Source organism: Arthrobacter sp. 9E16, assembly GCF_002929435.1.
Classification (GTDB): domain Bacteria; phylum Actinomycetota; class Actinomycetes; order Actinomycetales; family Micrococcaceae; genus Arthrobacter_B; species Arthrobacter_B sunyaminii.
Genome location: NZ_PJIU01000003.1, coordinates 382,163 through 399,344 on the forward strand (window position 1 = coordinate 382,163; position 17,182 = coordinate 399,344).

The 17,182-nt window shown below is 66.1% G+C and carries 16 protein-coding genes; 5 read left to right on the top strand and 11 right to left on the bottom strand.

Translation table 11 applies throughout. The features are described 5' to 3' along the window. The first annotated feature begins 201 nt into the window (after positions 1-201). Positions 202-1,533: a PhoH family protein gene (locus CXR00_RS14115; RefSeq protein ID WP_237688668.1), complete on the top strand. Its 1,332-nt coding sequence runs from the start codon at positions 202-204 to the stop codon at positions 1,531-1,533. Between the two features lie 19 nt (positions 1,534-1,552). Here the strand turns inward: CXR00_RS14115 and CXR00_RS14120 are convergent, their stop codons facing one another. Then, positions 1,553-2,449: a DUF1206 domain-containing protein gene (locus CXR00_RS14120; RefSeq protein WP_258060486.1), complete on the bottom strand. Its 897-nt coding sequence runs from the start codon at positions 2,447-2,449 to the stop codon at positions 1,553-1,555. 103 nt (positions 2,450-2,552) lie between these two features. Between CXR00_RS14120 and CXR00_RS14125 the strand changes: the two genes are divergently transcribed. Both CXR00_RS14125 and CXR00_RS14130 read left to right on the top strand, forming a co-directional pair. Continuing rightward, the gene (locus tag CXR00_RS14125; RefSeq protein WP_104055522.1) at positions 2,553-3,065 is read left to right on the top strand and encodes an A24 family peptidase; all 513 of its coding nucleotides are present in this window, start codon (positions 2,553-2,555) and stop codon (positions 3,063-3,065) included. Between the two features lie 4 nt (positions 3,066-3,069). Beyond that, complete coding sequence (locus CXR00_RS14130; protein WP_104055181.1) at positions 3,070-3,540, top strand: NUDIX domain-containing protein; 471 nt, start codon at positions 3,070-3,072, stop codon at positions 3,538-3,540. Between the two features lie 199 nt (positions 3,541-3,739). Here the strand turns inward: CXR00_RS14130 and CXR00_RS14135 are convergent, their stop codons facing one another. The 5 genes from CXR00_RS14135 to CXR00_RS14155 form a co-directional block, all read right to left on the bottom strand. After that, positions 3,740-5,473 carry an MDR family MFS transporter gene (locus CXR00_RS14135; protein WP_104055182.1) on the bottom strand — a complete coding sequence of 578 codons (1,734 nt, stop codon included), beginning with the start codon at positions 5,471-5,473 and terminating at the stop codon, positions 3,740-3,742. Continuing rightward, positions 5,470-6,141, bottom strand: a complete 672-nt coding sequence (locus tag CXR00_RS14140) for a TetR/AcrR family transcriptional regulator (RefSeq protein WP_181032569.1) — start codon at positions 6,139-6,141, stop codon at positions 5,470-5,472. The genes CXR00_RS14135 and CXR00_RS14140 overlap by 4 nt, the downstream gene beginning before the upstream one ends. Positions 6,142-6,300: 159 nt before the next feature. Further along, the gene (locus CXR00_RS14145; RefSeq protein ID WP_104055184.1) at positions 6,301-7,722 is read right to left on the bottom strand and encodes a class II fumarate hydratase; all 1,422 of its coding nucleotides are present in this window, start codon (positions 7,720-7,722) and stop codon (positions 6,301-6,303) included. 103 nt (positions 7,723-7,825) lie between these two features. Continuing rightward, a complete protein-coding gene (locus tag CXR00_RS14150) occupies positions 7,826-8,485 on the bottom strand; it encodes a carbonic anhydrase (RefSeq protein ID WP_104055185.1) in 660 nt (219 codons plus the stop codon). 35 nt (positions 8,486-8,520) lie between these two features. Then, positions 8,521-9,105, bottom strand: a complete 585-nt coding sequence (locus CXR00_RS14155) for a DUF4245 domain-containing protein (protein WP_258060103.1) — start codon at positions 9,103-9,105, stop codon at positions 8,521-8,523. Between the two features lie 166 nt (positions 9,106-9,271). Here CXR00_RS14155 and glpX point away from each other — a divergent pair, with 166 nt between their 5' ends. Continuing rightward, the gene (gene glpX, locus CXR00_RS14160) at positions 9,272-10,312 is read left to right on the top strand and encodes a class II fructose-bisphosphatase (RefSeq protein ID WP_104055186.1); all 1,041 of its coding nucleotides are present in this window, start codon (positions 9,272-9,274) and stop codon (positions 10,310-10,312) included. 67 nt (positions 10,313-10,379) lie between these two features. Here glpX and CXR00_RS14165 read toward each other — a convergent pair whose 3' ends face one another. Then, positions 10,380-11,231: a TspO/MBR family protein gene (locus CXR00_RS14165; protein WP_104055187.1), complete on the bottom strand. Its 852-nt coding sequence runs from the start codon at positions 11,229-11,231 to the stop codon at positions 10,380-10,382. A gap of 77 nt (positions 11,232-11,308) precedes the next feature. Between CXR00_RS14165 and CXR00_RS14170 the strand changes: the two genes are divergently transcribed. Next, positions 11,309-12,337 carry a peptidoglycan bridge formation glycyltransferase FemA/FemB family protein gene (locus tag CXR00_RS14170; RefSeq protein WP_104055188.1) on the top strand — a complete coding sequence of 343 codons (1,029 nt, stop codon included), beginning with the start codon at positions 11,309-11,311 and terminating at the stop codon, positions 12,335-12,337. Between the two features lie 56 nt (positions 12,338-12,393). On the opposite strand, the gene manA is transcribed toward CXR00_RS14170, so the two are convergent. From manA to CXR00_RS14190, 4 genes are read right to left on the bottom strand one after another with little or no spacing between them, the layout of a single operon-like run. Further along, positions 12,394-13,782 carry a mannose-6-phosphate isomerase, class I gene (gene manA, locus CXR00_RS14175; RefSeq protein WP_104055526.1) on the bottom strand — a complete coding sequence of 463 codons (1,389 nt, stop codon included), beginning with the start codon at positions 13,780-13,782 and terminating at the stop codon, positions 12,394-12,396. A 35-nt stretch (positions 13,783-13,817) separates the two neighbouring features. Further along, complete coding sequence (locus CXR00_RS14180) at positions 13,818-15,470, bottom strand: LCP family protein (RefSeq protein WP_104055189.1); 1,653 nt, start codon at positions 15,468-15,470, stop codon at positions 13,818-13,820. A gap of 9 nt (positions 15,471-15,479) precedes the next feature. Continuing rightward, complete coding sequence (gene purE / locus CXR00_RS14185) at positions 15,480-16,007, bottom strand: 5-(carboxyamino)imidazole ribonucleotide mutase (RefSeq protein ID WP_104055190.1); 528 nt, start codon at positions 16,005-16,007, stop codon at positions 15,480-15,482. Next, positions 16,008-17,177, bottom strand: a complete 1,170-nt coding sequence (locus tag CXR00_RS14190) for a 5-(carboxyamino)imidazole ribonucleotide synthase (protein WP_104055191.1) — start codon at positions 17,175-17,177, stop codon at positions 16,008-16,010. Between the last annotated feature and the right edge of the window lie 5 nt (positions 17,178-17,182).

Below are 17,182 nucleotides of genomic sequence, written 5' to 3' on the forward strand. Positions count from 1 at the left end.
AGGCAGATAAAAACCGGGCCGTGTCCTGCTGCGGCCCGGGACCTAAGCGGCGTACCTTGGTGCTATTGATCAGCGACCCGCTGATGGAACCGGAGGCCGGATGCTCAACAGAGTGTTGCAGAAAGGCCGCCGCCCGGCCTTTCCCGGTCTGCGGACCTCCCCGCCCAGCTATCCGGGGCGCTGCCCCTGACTGGAGTCTCCGTGGCCCTTTCTTCTTCCCCGCGAACCGCTCCCGACGTCGACCAGGCCGGCTATGTGCTGGACACCTCGGTCCTGCTCTCGGACCCCAGGGCCATCCTGCGTTTCGCCGAACATGAAGTGATTGTTCCGCTGGTCGTCATTACTGAATTGGAGAAAAAGCGCCATGATCCCGAACTGGGCTATTTTGCCCGGGCTGCCCTGCGCCTGCTGGATGACCTGCGGATTGAGCACGGCGGGCTGAGCGAGCCCATCCCGCTGGGCGATTCCGGGGGCACCCTGCGCGTGGAACTGAACCATGTGTCGGTGGACGTCCTTCCGGCAGGCATCCGCGGAACCGACAATGACAGCCGCATCCTCGCCGTGGCCCGGAACCTGGCCGACGAGGGACGCAACATCACAGTCGTCTCCAAGGACCTGCCCATGCGGGTCAAGGCCTCCGCCGTGGGACTGAAAACCGACGAGTACCGCAGCGAGCTTGTCCGTGACACGGGCTGGACCGGCGTCGTTGAACTGGATGTGGCCGAAGCCGACGTGGACGGCCTGTATGAACACCGCCCCGTGTTCATTCCGGCAGCGGCCGAACTGCCGGTGAACACCGGGGTGGTCCTGCTCTCCGGCCGGGGCTCCGCACTGGGACGGGTGGGCGCTGACAAGCAGGTGCGGCTGGTCCGCGGGGACCGCGATGTGTTTGGCCTGCACGGCCGTTCGGCGGAGCAGCGGCTGGCGATCGACCTGCTGATGGACTCGGAGGTGGGAATTGTGTCCCTCGGCGGCCGCGCAGGCACCGGCAAGTCCGCCCTCGCCCTGTGCGCCGGGCTGGAAGCCGTGCTGGAGCGCCGGGAACACCGCAAGGTGGTGGTCTTCCGCCCGCTGTACGCCGTCGGCGGGCAGGAGCTGGGCTACCTGCCCGGCACGGAGGCCGACAAAATGGGGCCGTGGGGACAGGCTGTGTTCGACACACTCGAGGCGCTGGTGTCCAAGGAGGTGCTGGAGGAGGTCCTGGACCGGGACATGCTGGAGGTCCTTCCACTGACCCATATCCGGGGCCGGTCCCTCCACGATTCCTTTGTCATCGTGGATGAGGCACAGTCACTGGAAAAGAATGTGCTCCTGACCGTGCTGTCCCGGATCGGCCAGAACTCCCGCGTGGTCCTCACCCACGACGTCGCGCAGCGCGACAACCTGCGGGTGGGGCGCCACGACGGGGTGGCCGCCGTCGTTGAGACGCTGAAGGGCCATCCGCTGTTTGGGCACATCACTCTGACGCGCTCCGAGCGCTCGCCGATTGCCGCGCTGGTGACGGAACTGCTGGAGGAGGGGCAAATCGGCTGAAATCTCTGGCCAGGTCCCGCTACATCCGGCCGTAGCGGGACCTGACCACCGCGAAGATTCCGTAGAAGATCAGACCCACAGCTATGACTGCAACAACGGGCGGGCCCGCAGGCGTCTCCAGGAGGCGTTTGAGGCTGCCGTCCAGGCCAGTGGATTCTCCGGGGCTGTTGTGGATTGCCGCCAGGATGAACAGCCCGCCGGCAAGGATCAGGGAGATGCCTTTGGCGATGTGCCCGGTCAGCCCCAGCAGATCGATGACCTGCCCGCGCCTGGTGCCTGCGAAGTGCCGCAGTTCGGCGCGGAACTTGCGCCGGGCGCCCTTGTAGATGAAATAGACTCCGATGCCCAGGATCAGCAGGCCGACGGCTACCAGCGCCGGCATGCCGGCAGGGGAGGCCAGGACGACGGTGCTGAACGATGCCACCGAATCGCCCGAGTCCCTGCCGCGGCCGCGGGCAAAGGAGGCGAACGTCAGGGCCACACTGCCGTAGATGAGGACCAGCGACCCCGAAGAGACCGCTTTGGACCATCGCTGGCCCACGGATTTGCGGCGGACCCTCACCGTTGCCTCACCCAGCTGCCACAGGGCGAGGGAGGCGCACGCCGTGCAGCCTCCCCACATCAGGAACGGCCCGGCAGCTGAAGCAGCCAGCGGGCTCAGGGCACCGCCGGTGTCAGCATCGCCGTAGCCGCCCAGCACGAGGCGCAGAGCAATGAATCCGATCAGGATGTGGAGCAGTGCCATCACGGCAAAGCCGGCCCGGGCGAGCACGTTGAGGCCTTCGCTGTTGGATGCCCGTTCCAGGGTCTGCGCCGTGCCGTCAGCGGTATCCTCGGCCGCCGGCGGGTCCTGGGGCGCCGGAGCAGCGGCGGGATGGGCGGTTCCACGTTTGGCGTTGCGCCAGCCAATGCTCATTCCGCCAGTGTATTCCGGCTCGGCCCCGCGGAGCGGCGTTCGGTTTTCCACAAGCCCCGCAGGTCCCGGCCGGGTTGGCGCTGCTATGGCGTACCGTGAGCCCATGGTGGGGATTATGGGGGAATACCGGTCCATGGGTGGAGCTGCCTTCTGGGTGCTGTGCGCAGCGGCCGTGTACTTTGTGGTGCTGGCGGTGCGGCTTGCCGCGGTTGATGCAGCCACCCACCGGCTGCCCAACCGGATCGTGCTGCCGGCCTATCCCGTGTCAGCGGTCCTGCTGGGTGCAGCTGCCCTGGCCGCCGGCGAAGCATCCCGCATCCCCGGGATGGTGCTTGCCGGCGCCGTGCTGTGGAGCGCCTACTTCCTGCTGCGGTTCGCCAGTCCCTCCGGGCTGGGCTTCGGGGATGTGAAGCTGGCCGGTGTCCTGGGGCTCTGGCTGGGCTTTTTCAGCTGGGGGCACGTGCTGGCGGGCACCTTCGCCGCCTTCCTCCTGGGCGGGCTGTGGGGGATGTGGCTGATCCTGTCCAAGCGGGGAACGGCGAAAACCTCCATCGCTTTCGGGCCGTTCATGCTGGCCGGCGCCGCGCTCGCCATGGCACTGCCTGGCCTACAGTAGAACAATGCCTACGCCAGATTTTGTCCTGTCCCTGCGCGAAAAAATCGGCCACGAACTCCTGTGGCTGCCCGGGATCACCGGTGTTGTCCTGAATGAGGACCGCCAGGTGCTGCTGGTCCGCCGGACCGACAACGGCCGCTGGACCCTGGTCACCGGAATGCTGGAGCCGGGGGAGGAACCTGCGGCCGGCACCCTGCGGGAAGTCCACGAGGAAACAGGCGTCACAGCGGAAATCGAGCACATGATCCACGTTGGCTCCCACGGACCCATCACGTTTCCCAACGGAGATCAGTGCACCTTCCTGAACGTGGGGTTCCGCTGCCGCTATGTGAGCGGCCAGGCGAGAGTGAACGACGACGAATCCACCGACGTCGGCTGGTTTGACCTGGATAACCTGCCCGAGCTCAGTGAGCGGCACCTGATGCTGCTGGACCTGGCGTTGGAGGCCGACGGCGTCCCCGCGTTTGAGCGCTGAGCGCCGCTTCAAAGGGACTAAACGGGCGCTTAGACGCCGTCGGTGCCGGGATTTTCATACCCACTCTGGGATTCCGCGACCGTTTTGGGAATGTGCTGCCGGTGCGCCGCGGCAGCACATTCCCAAACCGGTTACTTTCGCCCAAACCGGTCGCTTTTGTCCGGGGCGGACTGCGGCCCCGAAACGCCCGGAGGCGGCGCTAGTCCGCGTCAGGGCGACCGGAGCCTGGGGTGGAGCCGGAACTGGAACCGGCGCCGGAATCGGACGGGAACCCCGAACCTGTGTCCGTAGCAGCGGATGCCTTCCCGGTTCCGGGCTTTCCGCCCTGCAGGGCGGCCAGACGCTCGGCTTCGAGGCGGTCTGCGTCGGCACCGCCCACGGCTTCACCGCGGGCCACCATGCCGGCCACGTCGGAGAGCGGAATCTGCTTCAGGAACAGTGCCAGGACCAGGGCGATCACCAGGAACGGAATGAGGTACCAGAACACCGGGGCCAGGGAATCGGCGTAGGCGGTGACGATCCCGTCCCGGACCGGTTCAGGCAGGTCGTTCATCACGGCCGGCTGCAGGGTGGCGGTGGCCTCGCCCGCAGCGGAGGGATCGAACCCTGCCTTGGTGAACACCTCCATCAGGTTCTCGGACAGGCGCGAGGTGAACATGGCACCGAAAATGGCCACGCCCAGGGAGGCGCCGACCTCCCTGAAGTAGTTGTTGCTGGAAGTGGCCGTACCGATTTGATCCACGGGCACGGAGTTCTGCACCACGAGCACCACCACCTGCATGATGTACCCGAGGCCGGCGCCGAACACGAACAGCTGGGCGCAGATCATCCAGACCGGGGTGTCGGCGGACAGCGTGGTCATCCACAGCATTGCGACAATCACCAGGGAGGCGCCCATGATCGGGTATTTCTTGTACTTGCCGGTTTTGGTGATGGCCAGCCCCGAGTAGATCGAGGTGCCCATCATGCCCACCATCATCGGCAGCATCAGGAGGCCGGACACGGCTGCCGAGGTGCCGGTGGACATCTGCAGGAAGGTCGGCACGAACGCCAGTGCTGCGAACATGCCCATACCGAGGGTGAAACCGATGGCGGTGCTGTTGATGAAGATCGGGTTCTTGAACAGGCTCATCGGAATGATCGGGTCCGCCACCCGGTTTTCGACCATCACGAACAGGACGGCGGCAACCAGCGTGCCGGCGCCGAAGGACTGGGTCAGCGGGTCCGTCCAGCCGTGGTCGGCGCGGCCGCCGAAATCGGTGAAGAAGATCAGGCAGGTCGTGGCGATCGATAGGAGCACCACGCCGCCGATGTCAATGCGCTTGGTCGCCTTCTTGGTCGGCAGGGTCAGGGTGAAGAACGCGACCAGGAAAGCAATGATGCCAATCGGAATGTTGATGTAGAACGCCCACTGCCAGGTCATGTGGTCCACGAAGAACCCGCCGAGGAGGGGGCCGGCGACGGCGGAGAGGCCAAAGATGCCGCCGAGCGGGCCGAGGTACTTGCCGCGCTCGTTGGCCGGCACAATGTCCGCGATGATGGCCTGGGACAGAATCATCAGACCGCCGCCGCCCAGGCCCTGGATGGCGCGGAAGATGACGAAGCCCCAGAAGTCAGTGGCAAAGGCGCAGCCGACGGACGCCAGCGTAAACAGGGCAATCGCGAAGAGGAATAGATTGCGCCGGCCCAGCACGTCGCCGAATTTGCCGTAGATCGGCATCACGATGGTGGTGGCCAGCAGATAAGCGGTGGTGATCCAGGTCTGGTGCTCGACGCCGCCCAGTTCGCCCACGATGGTGGGCATGGCGGTGGAGACGATGGTCTGGTCGAGGCTGGAAAGCAGCATGCCTGCGATCAGCGCGGAGAAAATGATCCAGATGCGTTTCTGGGTCAACAGCAGCGGCGCGGAGCTCTGCGTGTCGGTCGCGGTCATGAAAGGTCCTTGGATGAGGGGTGGGGCAGGGGAGAAACGGCGGAAATCACTTCGTGCATGGCGTTGACGGCTTCGGAGAGTATTTCGCGGTAGGGGCGGGTGTTTCCCGGGTCGAAGAACGCAGGCCCGGCACGTTGGGCCAGTGCGGTGAACAGTGCCAGGGCGGCCTGGATCCTCGGGTCGGCGGGTGGAAGCCCTTCCCGCGCCGACAGGAGGGCGGCGAACGCCTCCTCGGCTTCCTGTGACCCGTGAAGTACCTTTTCCAGGAGGCGGGGCTCGGCGGCGACGGCCAGTTTTAACTGCACCATTTGGTCACGGGACATGACCATCCGGTCCATCATCGCAGCGGCAAAATCCACGAAGTCGGACAGGAGGGAGGGCGAGATGGTGTCCCGGCCCGACGAGGCGCCGCGCGCAATGAATTCCTCGGCAAGATCAGCGGGGATTTCATCCGCCGGTGAACCGAGGACGGCGTCTTCCTTGGCGGGAAAGTAGTTGAAGAACGTCCGCCGGGAGATGCCGACCTTCTCGCAGAGTTCCTCCACGGTGTAACCCGAAAAGCCGCGTTCGGCGGTCAGTATGCGGGCAGCGGTAATGATGGCGAGCTTGGTGGCGGTGCGCTTGCGCTCACGCAGGCCGACGCCGTCTGTTAATGCACTATCGGTCACAAAGTAAAGTTTTGCACCGTGTGAACCAGAGTGCAATTCCGTTGGTTCTGTGTCACATCATGCAGCAGGGCACCCGGCCCCTCGGCCGGATGCCCTGCTGCCCCGCGGTTGCCGCCTTAGGGCGGCGGACCCGCGGTGTTACTGGGGAAAGCTGCGGGACTAAGCCTGCGGCGGCTTCGTCATGGAGAGGACGTCAAGGGCGGCGTCAAGCTGTTCCTCGGTGACCTCGCCGCGCTCGACGAAACCGAGTTCGACGACGGACTGGCGGATGGTCTTGCCTTCCTTGACCGCGAACTTGGCGATCTTGGCAGCGTTCTCGTAGCCGATGTACTTGTTCAGCGGCGTCACGATGGACGGGGACGCCTCGGCCAGGTAGCGGGCGCGCTCCACGTTGGCTTCGATGCCGTCGATCATCTTGTCCGCCATGATGACAGAGGAGTTGGCCAGCAGGCGGATGGATTCCAGCAGGTTCGAGGCGATGACGGGGATGCCGACGTTGAGCTCGAAGTAGCCGAAGGTGCCTGCCCAGGCGATGGCGGCGTCGTTGCCCACAACCTGTGCGGCCACCTGCATGACGGCCTCGGAAATGACGGGGTTGACCTTGCCCGGCATGATCGAGGAGCCCGGCTGCAGGTCGGGAATGGCGATTTCGCCCAGGCCGGTGTTGGGGCCGGAGCCCATCCAGCGCAGGTCGTTGGCGATCTTGGAGAAGGACACTGCGATGGTGCGCAGCATGCCGGAGACCTCAACGAGGGCGTCGCGGTTGGCCTGGGACTCAAAGTGGTCCCGGGCTTCGGTCAGCGGCAGGCCGGTGTCGGCGGCCAGCAGTTCGATCACGCGCTGCGGGAAACCGGCCGGGGTGTTGATGCCGGTGCCGACGGCGGTGCCGCCCAGCGGAACTTCGGCAACGCGGGGGAGGGAGGCCTGAACGCGCTCGATGCCGTAGCGGACCTGAGCAGCGTAACCGCCGAATTCCTGGCCCAGGGTCACCGGGGTGGCGTCCATGAGGTGGGTGCGGCCGGACTTGACGACGTCCTTGAACTCCTCAGCCTTGCGCTCCAGGGAAGCGGCCAGGTGTTCCAGGGCCGGGATCAGGTTGTTGATCAGGGCCGAGGTGGCGGCCACGTGTACGGAGGTAGGGAAGACGTCGTTGGAGGACTGCGAGGCGTTGACGTGGTCGTTCGGGTGAACCGTGGTCTCGCTGCCGGCGGCCTTGAGCGCGCGGCTGGCGAGTTCGGCGAGGACCTCGTTGGTGTTCATGTTCGAGGACGTGCCGGAACCGGTCTGGAACACGTCGATCGGGAACTGGGCATAGTGCCGGCCTGCGGCAACCTCATCGGCAGCAGCAGCAATTGCCTTGGCGCGCTCGTCGTCGAGCACTCCCAGTTCGGCGTTGGCGATGGCGGCCGCCTTCTTGATGCGGGCCAGTGCCTCGATGTGTGCGTCGTCCAGCGGCTTGCCCGAGATGGGGAAGTTCTCGACGGCGCGCTGGGTCTGTGCGCGGTACAGGGCGTTGACCGGGACCCGGACCTCGCCCATGGTGTCATGTTCGATGCGGTATTCAGGAGTGTCAGAAGTCATGGTCCCAAGCCTAGTATCCGAGGGCACCGGGGCAGAAACGCGCGGTCGTCCGGTGACGCCGCTCTCGTTCCGTCCCCGGCGCCACGGTCGGGGGTTGCTCGGGTCAGGAAGCGGGGGAACGCACGACGGCGGGGTGGGTGAGGGCGCCGTACCCGGAGACCAGGTCTGCTGCGCCTTCGGCCAGCCGGTAGGAGACACCGATGACTGCGGTGCGGCCTTCCTCGACGGCTGCGGAAATGATGGAGGAACTTTCGACCAGGCGTGCGGCGGTCTGCTTGGTGTGCTCCACCACCATGTCGTTGACCTCGGTGAGTCCGTTGCGCTGGGCAGCGAGGACGGAGGGTGTGATCCGTTCCACGAGGTTGCGCAGGTGCCCGCCGGGCATCTCGCCCGTGTCCACCGTGCGCTTGGCCTCGGTCACCGCCCCGCAGCTGTCATGGCCCAGCACCACAATGAGCGGCACGCCGAGCTTGGCGACGCTGTACTCCAGGGAGCCGAGGACGGCGTCGTCGATCACCTGGCCGGCCGTGCGGATCACAAAGGCGTCGCCGAGACCGAGATCGAAGATGATTTCAGCCGCGAGCCGGGAATCGGAACAGCCGAAGATGACGGCAAAAGGGTTCTGCTCGTGGACGAGGGAGCTGCGCCTGCTGGCGTCTTGGTTGGGATGCGAGGACTGTCCGGCGACGAAGCGGGCATTGCCTTCATGCAGCGTCTGCCATGCCTGGGCCGGGGTTATTGCTGATGCGCTGGGTTCATTCACAGGTCTTAGCGTAACCCCGGCACCGCACCGGGCAGTTAATCATTACTAAGGTCGCTGACTACCGCTTCTGCGAGGACATCAAACTCGGCAAGATCTGCTTCGCCCGTGAGGACCACGGTCAAGCCGTTCAGCTCCAGCACCATGCTGGCCTTGCCGTCCGCTGAGTCCCGCAGCTCCCAGGTCTGTCCGCCGGCAGTGCGCTCTCCGGCAACCTTCGCATCGCCGGAGGTCTGGGCAATCCAGGTGGGGTTGCCGGCACCGGTCTCGGAAAGGCGGATAAATTCCATGCCCGGGGTGACGTAACCCACTTCCCAAACGGGAACGCCGGCGCTGCCGGTCGCTTCCCAGCGGGCGTAATTGGCGCTCCAGCCCTCGGGCAGATCCGGCGCAAGGGGGGCGTACCCGGCATCTCCGGCCGCCTGCGACGCGGTTGCCTTTACGTCGACACTGCGGACCTGCATCTTGGGGGCGGGGTTCAGCAGCACCGGAATCAGGACCAGCAGCACCGTAATGCCGGTCGCGATCAACATGCCGATCACCGTGGCATTGGCACGCTTGGCCTGCTTCTGGGTCAGTACCGGGGTTACGGGCGTCTCTTGGTCCTGCTGCTGCTCACTCACCTTTCCATGATCGCTTATCCGGGCCTGCAACTCCTAGTCGGGCCGGTCAACGCAACAGGCCAAATGTGGCGCGGTTGGCGGTGGTGCAGGCCACACCGACTATGATCGGAGCAAGGATCATCCGTTTTTGGTTAATCGCCAAGCGGTTCGCATCGAAATTTCGAAGATGAGGTTAGACGTGTCCAAAGGCGCTCAGTACTCCACACTTTCCCCCGCCCTGGCAGTAGGCGACGACGAGCCGGACCGGAACCTGGCCCTGGAACTGGTCCGGGTCACCGAGGCGGCCGCCATTGCCGGCGGCCACTGGGTGGGCTTCGGCGACAAGAACGCGGCCGACGGCGCCGCCGTCGACGCCATGCGTTCCCTGATCTCCACGGTGCACTTCAACGGCGTCGTGGTCATTGGTGAAGGCGAAAAAGACGAAGCCCCCATGCTGTACAACGGCGAGCACGTCGGTGACGGCACCGGCGCCCTCTGCGACGTCGCAGTGGACCCGATCGACGGCACCCGCCTGACGGCACTGGGCCTCAACAACGCCGTGGCCGTACTGGCCGTGGCCGAGCGCGGCACCATGTTTGACCCCTCCGCCGTGTTCTACATGGAAAAACTGATCACCGGCCCCGAAGCCGCCGACATGGTGGACCTGCGCCTGCCGGTCAAGCAGAACCTGCACCTGATCGCCAAGGCCAAGGGCAAGAAGATCAACCAGTTGAACGTGATGATCCTGGACCGGGACCGCCACAAGCCCCTGGTGCAGGAAATCCGCGACGCCGGTGCCCGCACCCGGATGCTGATGGACGGCGACGTTGCCGGCGGCATCGCAGCGGCCCGCGAGGGCACCGACGTCGACGCCCTGATGGGTATCGGCGGCACCCCCGAAGGCATCATCACGGCCTGCGCCATCAAGACCCTCGGCGGCGTCATCCAGGGCCGGCTGTGGCCCACCTCGGATGAGGAGAAGCAGAAGGCGATCGACGCCGGCCACGACCTGGACCGCGTCATGACCACCAATGACCTGGTCACCAGCGACAACTGCTACTTCGCGGCCACCGGCATCACCGACGGCGATCTGGTCCGCGGCGTGCGCTACAGCAAGGACCGTGTGCTTACGCAGTCCATCGTGATGCGTTCCAAGTCCGGAACCATCCGTGTGGTGGACGGCGAGCACCAGTCACACAAGTGGGAGTCCTACGCCCGCCTGAAGTAGGCAGCAGCCCACCAGCGAGACGAAGCCCCGGAACCTATTCCGGGGCTTTTTGCTGCCCGGCGGCTGGTTACCGGTATGCGCCGGATGCCGCCGCGGCGGCGGGAATCCGGTTGCGGCCAATGACCCGGTACACAATAGCGGCAAGGGCGACGACGGCGGCCGCGGCAATCGCGGCAATGGCTGTTCCGGTGGAGAGCAGTTCGCCGTTGAGGCGGGACACGGCAATCCATGACAGGCCCCAGGACAGCGCGGCTGCAGGGGCCAGCCGTCCGCGGCCGAAGGCTGCCAGGGCCACGCCAATGGCCGCGACGACGGCCAAGATACCGACGGACCAGACTTCCGGGGCGAGATCAAAGCCGTCGAAACCGGCGTCGGTTAGGGCTGCGGCAGTGTTGGCGCAGGTGGCCACCGCCACCCAGCCCAGATACAGGCCCAGGGTTCCGTCCACGGCAATGGCCTCAATCCAGTTGGCCGCCGGCGTCCGGGAGTAGCGGGCGAAGCAGACCGCGAGGACCGCGAGCAGGGCCACGATGACCAGCACGCTCACGGCCACCCAGCCGGCCTGGACCGTCAGGATCCACGCGGCGTTCAGGACCAGCGAAGCGGCGACCAGCCAGCCCAGGGACCGCTGGCGTTCGGAGGACCGCTGGGACGGCAGCCACTGCCAGATGGTGTACAAGCCCAGGCCGGTGTAAATCACGGACCAGATGGAGAAGGCACCGCTGGCAGGGGCCAGATAGGTGGCGTCAGCGTTCAGTGCGCCGCCGGCCGCCTCGGCGATGGGCGTGCCGCCAAACACGCCCACCCCGATGACGGAACCGACTATGCAGATGACGTAGCAGACCGTGACCGTTAGCTGCCGGGCAAGATCATTTCCTCGCGAGGCCGGGGAACGGGTGCCTGGGGTTGAAGTAGTCATAGTCGAGCGTAACAAGTGGCCGGGACCACAGGGGAGGCGCGCCGGGAGCTTCGGCAACCCCCGGTAGGCTGGAAAGCATGACACTGCGCGTTACACCCTGTTCCGATTCCGCCCGCTGGAACGAAGCCGTCAACAGCTTCAACGGACATCCGCAGCAGTTGTGGGGCTGGGGCAAGACCAAGGCTGAACACAACTGGAGCGTGGACCGGCTGCTGATCGAGGACGACGGCGGCAAGGTGGTGGGCGCCGCGCAGGTGCTGCTGCGCCGGCTGCCGTTCCCGTTCAAGGCACTCGCCTACATCCCGCGCGGCCCGCAGTCTGTTCCCGGACGTGAGCTGGAAATCCTTGGGGCCGTTAGCGATTACGTCAAGGGGGCCCATGGCCCCGTGGCCCTGAGCATTGAACCGGATTGGGACGCCGACGGCGAGATCGCCGCCGGTCTGCCCGGCGCCGGGTTCAAGGCTTCCCCCAATACCATCCTGATTGGCCGCACCCTGATCCTGGATCTTTCCCGGACCGAGGACGAACTGCTCGCGGACATGTCCAAGAAACACCGCCAGTACATCCGCAAGTCCGGCCGCGAGGCGCTGGAGTACCGCCGCGTGACGCGGGACGAGATTCCCCAGTGCCTGGCGGTGTACAAGCAGACCGCCGAGCGCGCCGGGTTCGGCATCCACGAAGACGGCTACTACCTGGACATCTTCGACAACCTGGGCGAGGACTCGCCCGTGTACGCGGCGTTCAGCGGGAACGACGTCGTCGCCTTCCTGTGGCTGTCCACCAGCGCATACACCTCCTTTGAGCTCTACGGCGGCATGACCGAACAGGGCGAGCACCTGCGCGCCAACTATGCGCTGAAGTGGCACGCCATTCAGGAGATGAAGGAACGCGGAATCACCCGCTACGACTTCAACGGACTGCTCAATGACGGCGTGTCCAAGTTCAAGATGGGCTGGGCCAAGCACGAGAACCAGCTGGCCGGGACCTGGGACAAGCCGCTCTCTCCGCTGTACCCGGTCTTCACCACGGCCCTGCCGCTGGCCAAGAACGGCCTGCGGAAGCTGCGCGGACTGGCCGGAGCAGCCAAGGCGAAGATCCGCCGGTAGGGTTTCCTCGCCCGTCGGGTGTCCAGCAGGTGCTCTTTGCGCGGGACGGAGCCGAGCTAGATGTCCAGGCGCGGGGCCGCGGGGTCGGGCAGGTCCGCGTCCGTGGAGCCCACAGTCACGGCGAAAGCGAGGGCGCCGTCGTCATGCTGGGCCGAATGTGCTGACAGCTTGGCGATGACCGGCGCTTCGGCGGCCGGGATGAACGCGCTTTGGCCGGTCTCCAGCACGAGGTCGCCCTTGGGGGAATCCAGGACCACGGTGCCCCGCACCACGATCACCACGGTTGGCCCGTTTTGCAGCACCGACACATCGGATCCGGACATGGACGCAGCGGAGGAATAGCCCTCGCCGGTGTCCTGTGCCCGTTGTTCCAGTTCGATCCGCTGCAGCATGAACTCCGCGAACGGGGGACGGTAGAGCTCCTGTCCCATCTGGGTGAACACCGGTTTCAGCGCGGGGATGCCCAGAGGCCGGAAATCCACCGTTTTGAGCAGTTCCGGGACGTCCACGTGCTTGGGGGTCAGTCCGCCGCGCAGCACATTGTCCGAGGATGCCATCACCTCAATGCCCAGGCCGCTGAGGTAGGCGTGGACGTTGCCCGCTGGCAGATAGACCGCCTCGCCGGGCTGCAGGGACGCGCGGTTCAGCAGCAGGGACAGCAGCACCCCGGGGTCGCCGGGGTAGTAGGCGTTCAGCTCCACGGCTGTGGCCAGTTCCTTCGCGTACGGCGCGGGCTCTCCGTCGGCGGGGGCGGCGGAGGCGGCTGAACTGTCACCGGTGCCGGCGGCATCGAGGGCGGCGGCGGCCAAACGGACAGCTTCGCGCACCTCTTCGCCGCCGTCGATCAGGGCACGGAAGACACGCTGCAGACGGTCCGGTGCGGGATGGCCGCTGGAGAGCTCATTTACCGCCCAGGTCAGCAACTCCGGAACCCCGCTGTTCTGCGTGGAAACTGCGCGGACCACGGTCCGGAAGATCTCCGCCGCCTCATCCGGTTCGCGGAAGCCGCAGAGTGCTTCGAACGGCGTCAGCGCGAAGATCATTTCCGGCTTGTGGTTCTCGTCCTTATAGTTGCGGTCCGAGGCACCGCGGTCCAGACCCGCGGCCTCCTCGGCGGCAAAACCGGCCTGCGCCTGCTCCCGGGTGGGGTGGACCTGCAGGGACAGCGGGGATCCCGCGGCCAGGACCTTGGCAAGGAAGGGCAGGACTCCGCCGAAGGCGGCCGCCGTCTCCCGGCCGAGCATCTGCTGCGGATCCGCCGCGATCAGCTCGTCCAGGGTCTGCGCGTCCGGCACCGGCGGCACCAGGGCCGACGGCGCACCCGGGTGGGCGCCGATCCACAGCTCAGCTTCCGGATCACCGGAGGGCTCCCGGCCAAAAAGTTCCGCCATGGCGGTTACCGATCCCCAGGCGTAGGGCCGGAGGGTGTTGTTCAGCAGATACATGGCTCTCTTTTCGGCGGTCATCAGGTGTGGCAGTGCTATCCCGGGCTGCAGTTCCCATTGTTGCTGAGCAGGGTTCCCAGAGTGGCATCATCCTGGATTTCAGCCAGGTACTGCAGATACTCCTGGGTGATTTCGGGCTGCTCGGCTGCACCGGCCCCCGGATCCGCCAGCTCACCGGTTTCCGTGCCAATATCGGCGCCGGTGTCCGTGCCGGCCTCCGGTGCGGGGGCACCGCTGTCATCGGCGGGTGCTTCCTCAGCAGGTGCTTCCTCCGCAGGAGCCTCGGCGGGTGCAGCCGGTTCCGGTTCCGCAGCCTGGCCGGAGATCATCCCGGCCACACGGGCATGGATCTGGTCAAAGTCCGGGTAGGTGACAAAATTGTCCGCAGCGGTGCCGAAGTCGGGCGGGCCGATGGTGAGACGCTCCATCGGCTGGCCCTTGGCCTTGAGGGCCAGGTCAAGGAAACTGCCGAGCTGATCCTGCGGAAGGTCCGTCTTGACGATCTGCTCTCCGGCGGAGGCGATGGCCTGGAAGCGGGTCAGAAGCGTGGCGGGGTCCAGTTGGGCCACCATGGCCTGCTGTACGCACTGCTGCCGGGCAATCCGGTGGTAGTCGGTGACAAATTCCCGCGATCGGGCGTACCAAAGCGCCGTGTAGCCGTCCATTTTCTGCGTGCCCGGAGCAATCCAGCCGTCGGGGGGATAGTGCCGGTTGGTGCCGGGGATTTCCCCGGCGGTGATCGGAACCCAGCCTCCGACGTCGATGGTGATGCCGCCCATGGCGTCAATGAGCTTGGAGAAGCCTTCCATATCCACGATGACGTAGGCCTGGACCTCCAGGTCCAGGATGCCGGAAGCTGCATCCATCATGGCTTCGGCACCCGGGTCGGCAGAGCCCGGATAGAGGTCCGGATAGTTTTCCATGACCGTCTGGTAGAGGCTGTTGAGGATGCACTCGTCACCGCAGTTGTAGCCGTCCGGATACACCTCGGCCAGCGGCGAATCAGCCGGGAACGGCGCGTTCTGGAAGTTGCGGGGAAGACTGAAAGTGATGGACTTGCCGGTCTTGGCATCCACGCTGATCACGGACATGCTGTCCGGGCGCAGGCCTGTCCGGTCCTCACCGGCGTCGCCGCCCATCAGCATGAAGTTGTAGCGGCCGTCCACCGGATCCAGCGACGGGCCGGAGGCGAAGATGCTGCCCACAGCGTGGCGGCCGACGTTGAGCATGTAGGCACTGTAAGCCAGCCCGCCGCTGGTGCCGACCACCAGGAGGGCCAGCAGCCCGGCAATCACGGGACGCATCCGCCTCTCCAGCAGGGGCGGGCGGATGATGCGCAGCGTGTTCAGGAACAGCAGGGCCCAGCCCACGGCCAGCAGGCCCAGGACCACCATCAGGGCAAAAGACGTCCAGCCGTTGGTGACAAGGTTCACCAGCATGATCCGGTTGGTCATGGCCAGCACCAGTGCGGCGATGACCAGGGCCCAGACCGTGAACGTCACCTGCAGGGCCCGCCTGCCCAGCCGGCGGTTTCCGGCCACAACCTGGGCGGATCCGGGCAGCACCAGCGTGAGCAGCAGCAGGATGAACGCCCGCTTGGTGCGGGTGTGCGGCGGTGCCGACTGCGGATTCCGCACGGGATCCGTCAGCAGGCCGGCGCCGTCATTCTCTCTGTTCCTCGGATCCATGCGCGGGCCCTAGTCGCTGCCGGTGACTGAGGTGCGCAGATTGGCACCCTTGGCCAGGGCGGTCTGGCGCAGTCCGGACGCGAACTCCAGCAGCTGCTGCTGCAGCTTGGCTGCCAGGGGATCCGTGCCGGCCGCCAGCATCCGTACAGCCAGCAGTCCGGCGTTCCGGGCTCCGCCGATGGACACGGTTGCCACCGGCACACCGGCGGGCATCTGCACGATGGACAGCAGGGAATCCATGCCGTCGAGGTATTTCAGGGGAACCGGAACACCGATGACCGGAAGGGGGGTAACGGCAGCGAGCATGCCCGGCAGGTGGGCTGCGCCGCCGGCTCCGGCGATAATGACCCGCAGCCCGCGGCGGTGTGCCTGCTGGCCGTACTCGATCATTTCCGTGGGCATCCGGTGGGCGGATACGACGTCGGCCTCATACGGAATTCCGAACTCGGCGAGGGCTGCCGCTGCTGCGTCCATGACGGGCCAGTCGGAGTCAGAGCCCATGACGAGTCCTACCAGGGGGGTGTCGCGGCTGCTCATTTAGTTCTCCTTCAAGGAATCGGTGCCGTCACGGAGGATGGCCGCAGCATGTTCAGCGCTGCGGCGCACCTGGGGCAGGTCCGCAGCGCTGCGGCCCACTACGTTGACATGCCCGATCTTGCGGCCCGGCCGGACCGACTTGCCGTAGTTGTGGATTTTGGCCGCCGGTTCGGCAGCCAGTGCCTGAGCATAGCTGCTGAACAGATCCAGGTTGGCACCGCCAAGGTAGTTCTTCATGACGACGACGCCGCCCAGGACATCCGTTGCGCCCAGCGGGAGGTCCAGGACGGCCCGCAAGTGCTGCTCGAACTGTCCGGTGACGGAGCCGTCCATGGTCCAGTGCCCGGAATTGTGGGGGCGCATTGCCAGTTCGTTGATGAGGAAGCCGGCGCCGCGTCCGGGTGTTTCGAACAGCTCCACGGCCATCACGCCGGTGACGCCCAGTTCATCGGCGATCCGCAGCGCGGCCTCCTGTGCGGCCGCCGCGACCCGGGGGTCCAGGTCCTGGGCCGGGGCAATGACTTCGTCGCAGACGCCGTCCACCTGGATGGAGTGCACCACGGGCCAGGGCAGGGAGCTGCCCTGCGGGGTCCGGGCCACCAGGGCGGAAAGTTCGCGGCTGAAGGGGACCTTCTCCTCGGCCAGCAGCGGTTCACCGGTGAACCAGTCTGCAGCTCCGGCCGCCTCTTCGGCATCATTGATGATCCGTACGCCCTTGCCGTCATAACCTCCGCGCGGGGTCTTCAGGACCACGGGCCAGCCTGCGGCCTTTCCGAAATCCACCAGATCCGCGACGCCGGACACGGGCGCCCAGCGCGGGTTGGGCAGGCCCAGCCGGTCAATGGCCGCCCGCATCACCAGCTTGTCCTGGGCATGGATGAGGGCTTCGGGGGAGGGCTGCACGTTGACGCCCGCGGCGGCAAGGGCGTGCAGGTGCTCTCCGGGGACGTGTTCATGGTCAAAGGTCAGTACGTCCACCCCGGAGGCGAACACGCTCAGCGTTTCCAGATCGGTGTAGTCCCCGACCGTTGAACGGACAACGGCGGGTACGGCGGAAACATCGGGCCCTTCAGCCAGAACGCGGAGTTCGAAACCAAGGGCCACTGCTGCGGGGGCCATCATCCGGGCCAGCTGGCCACCGCCGACAACGCCAATTATAGGAAAGCTCACGACAT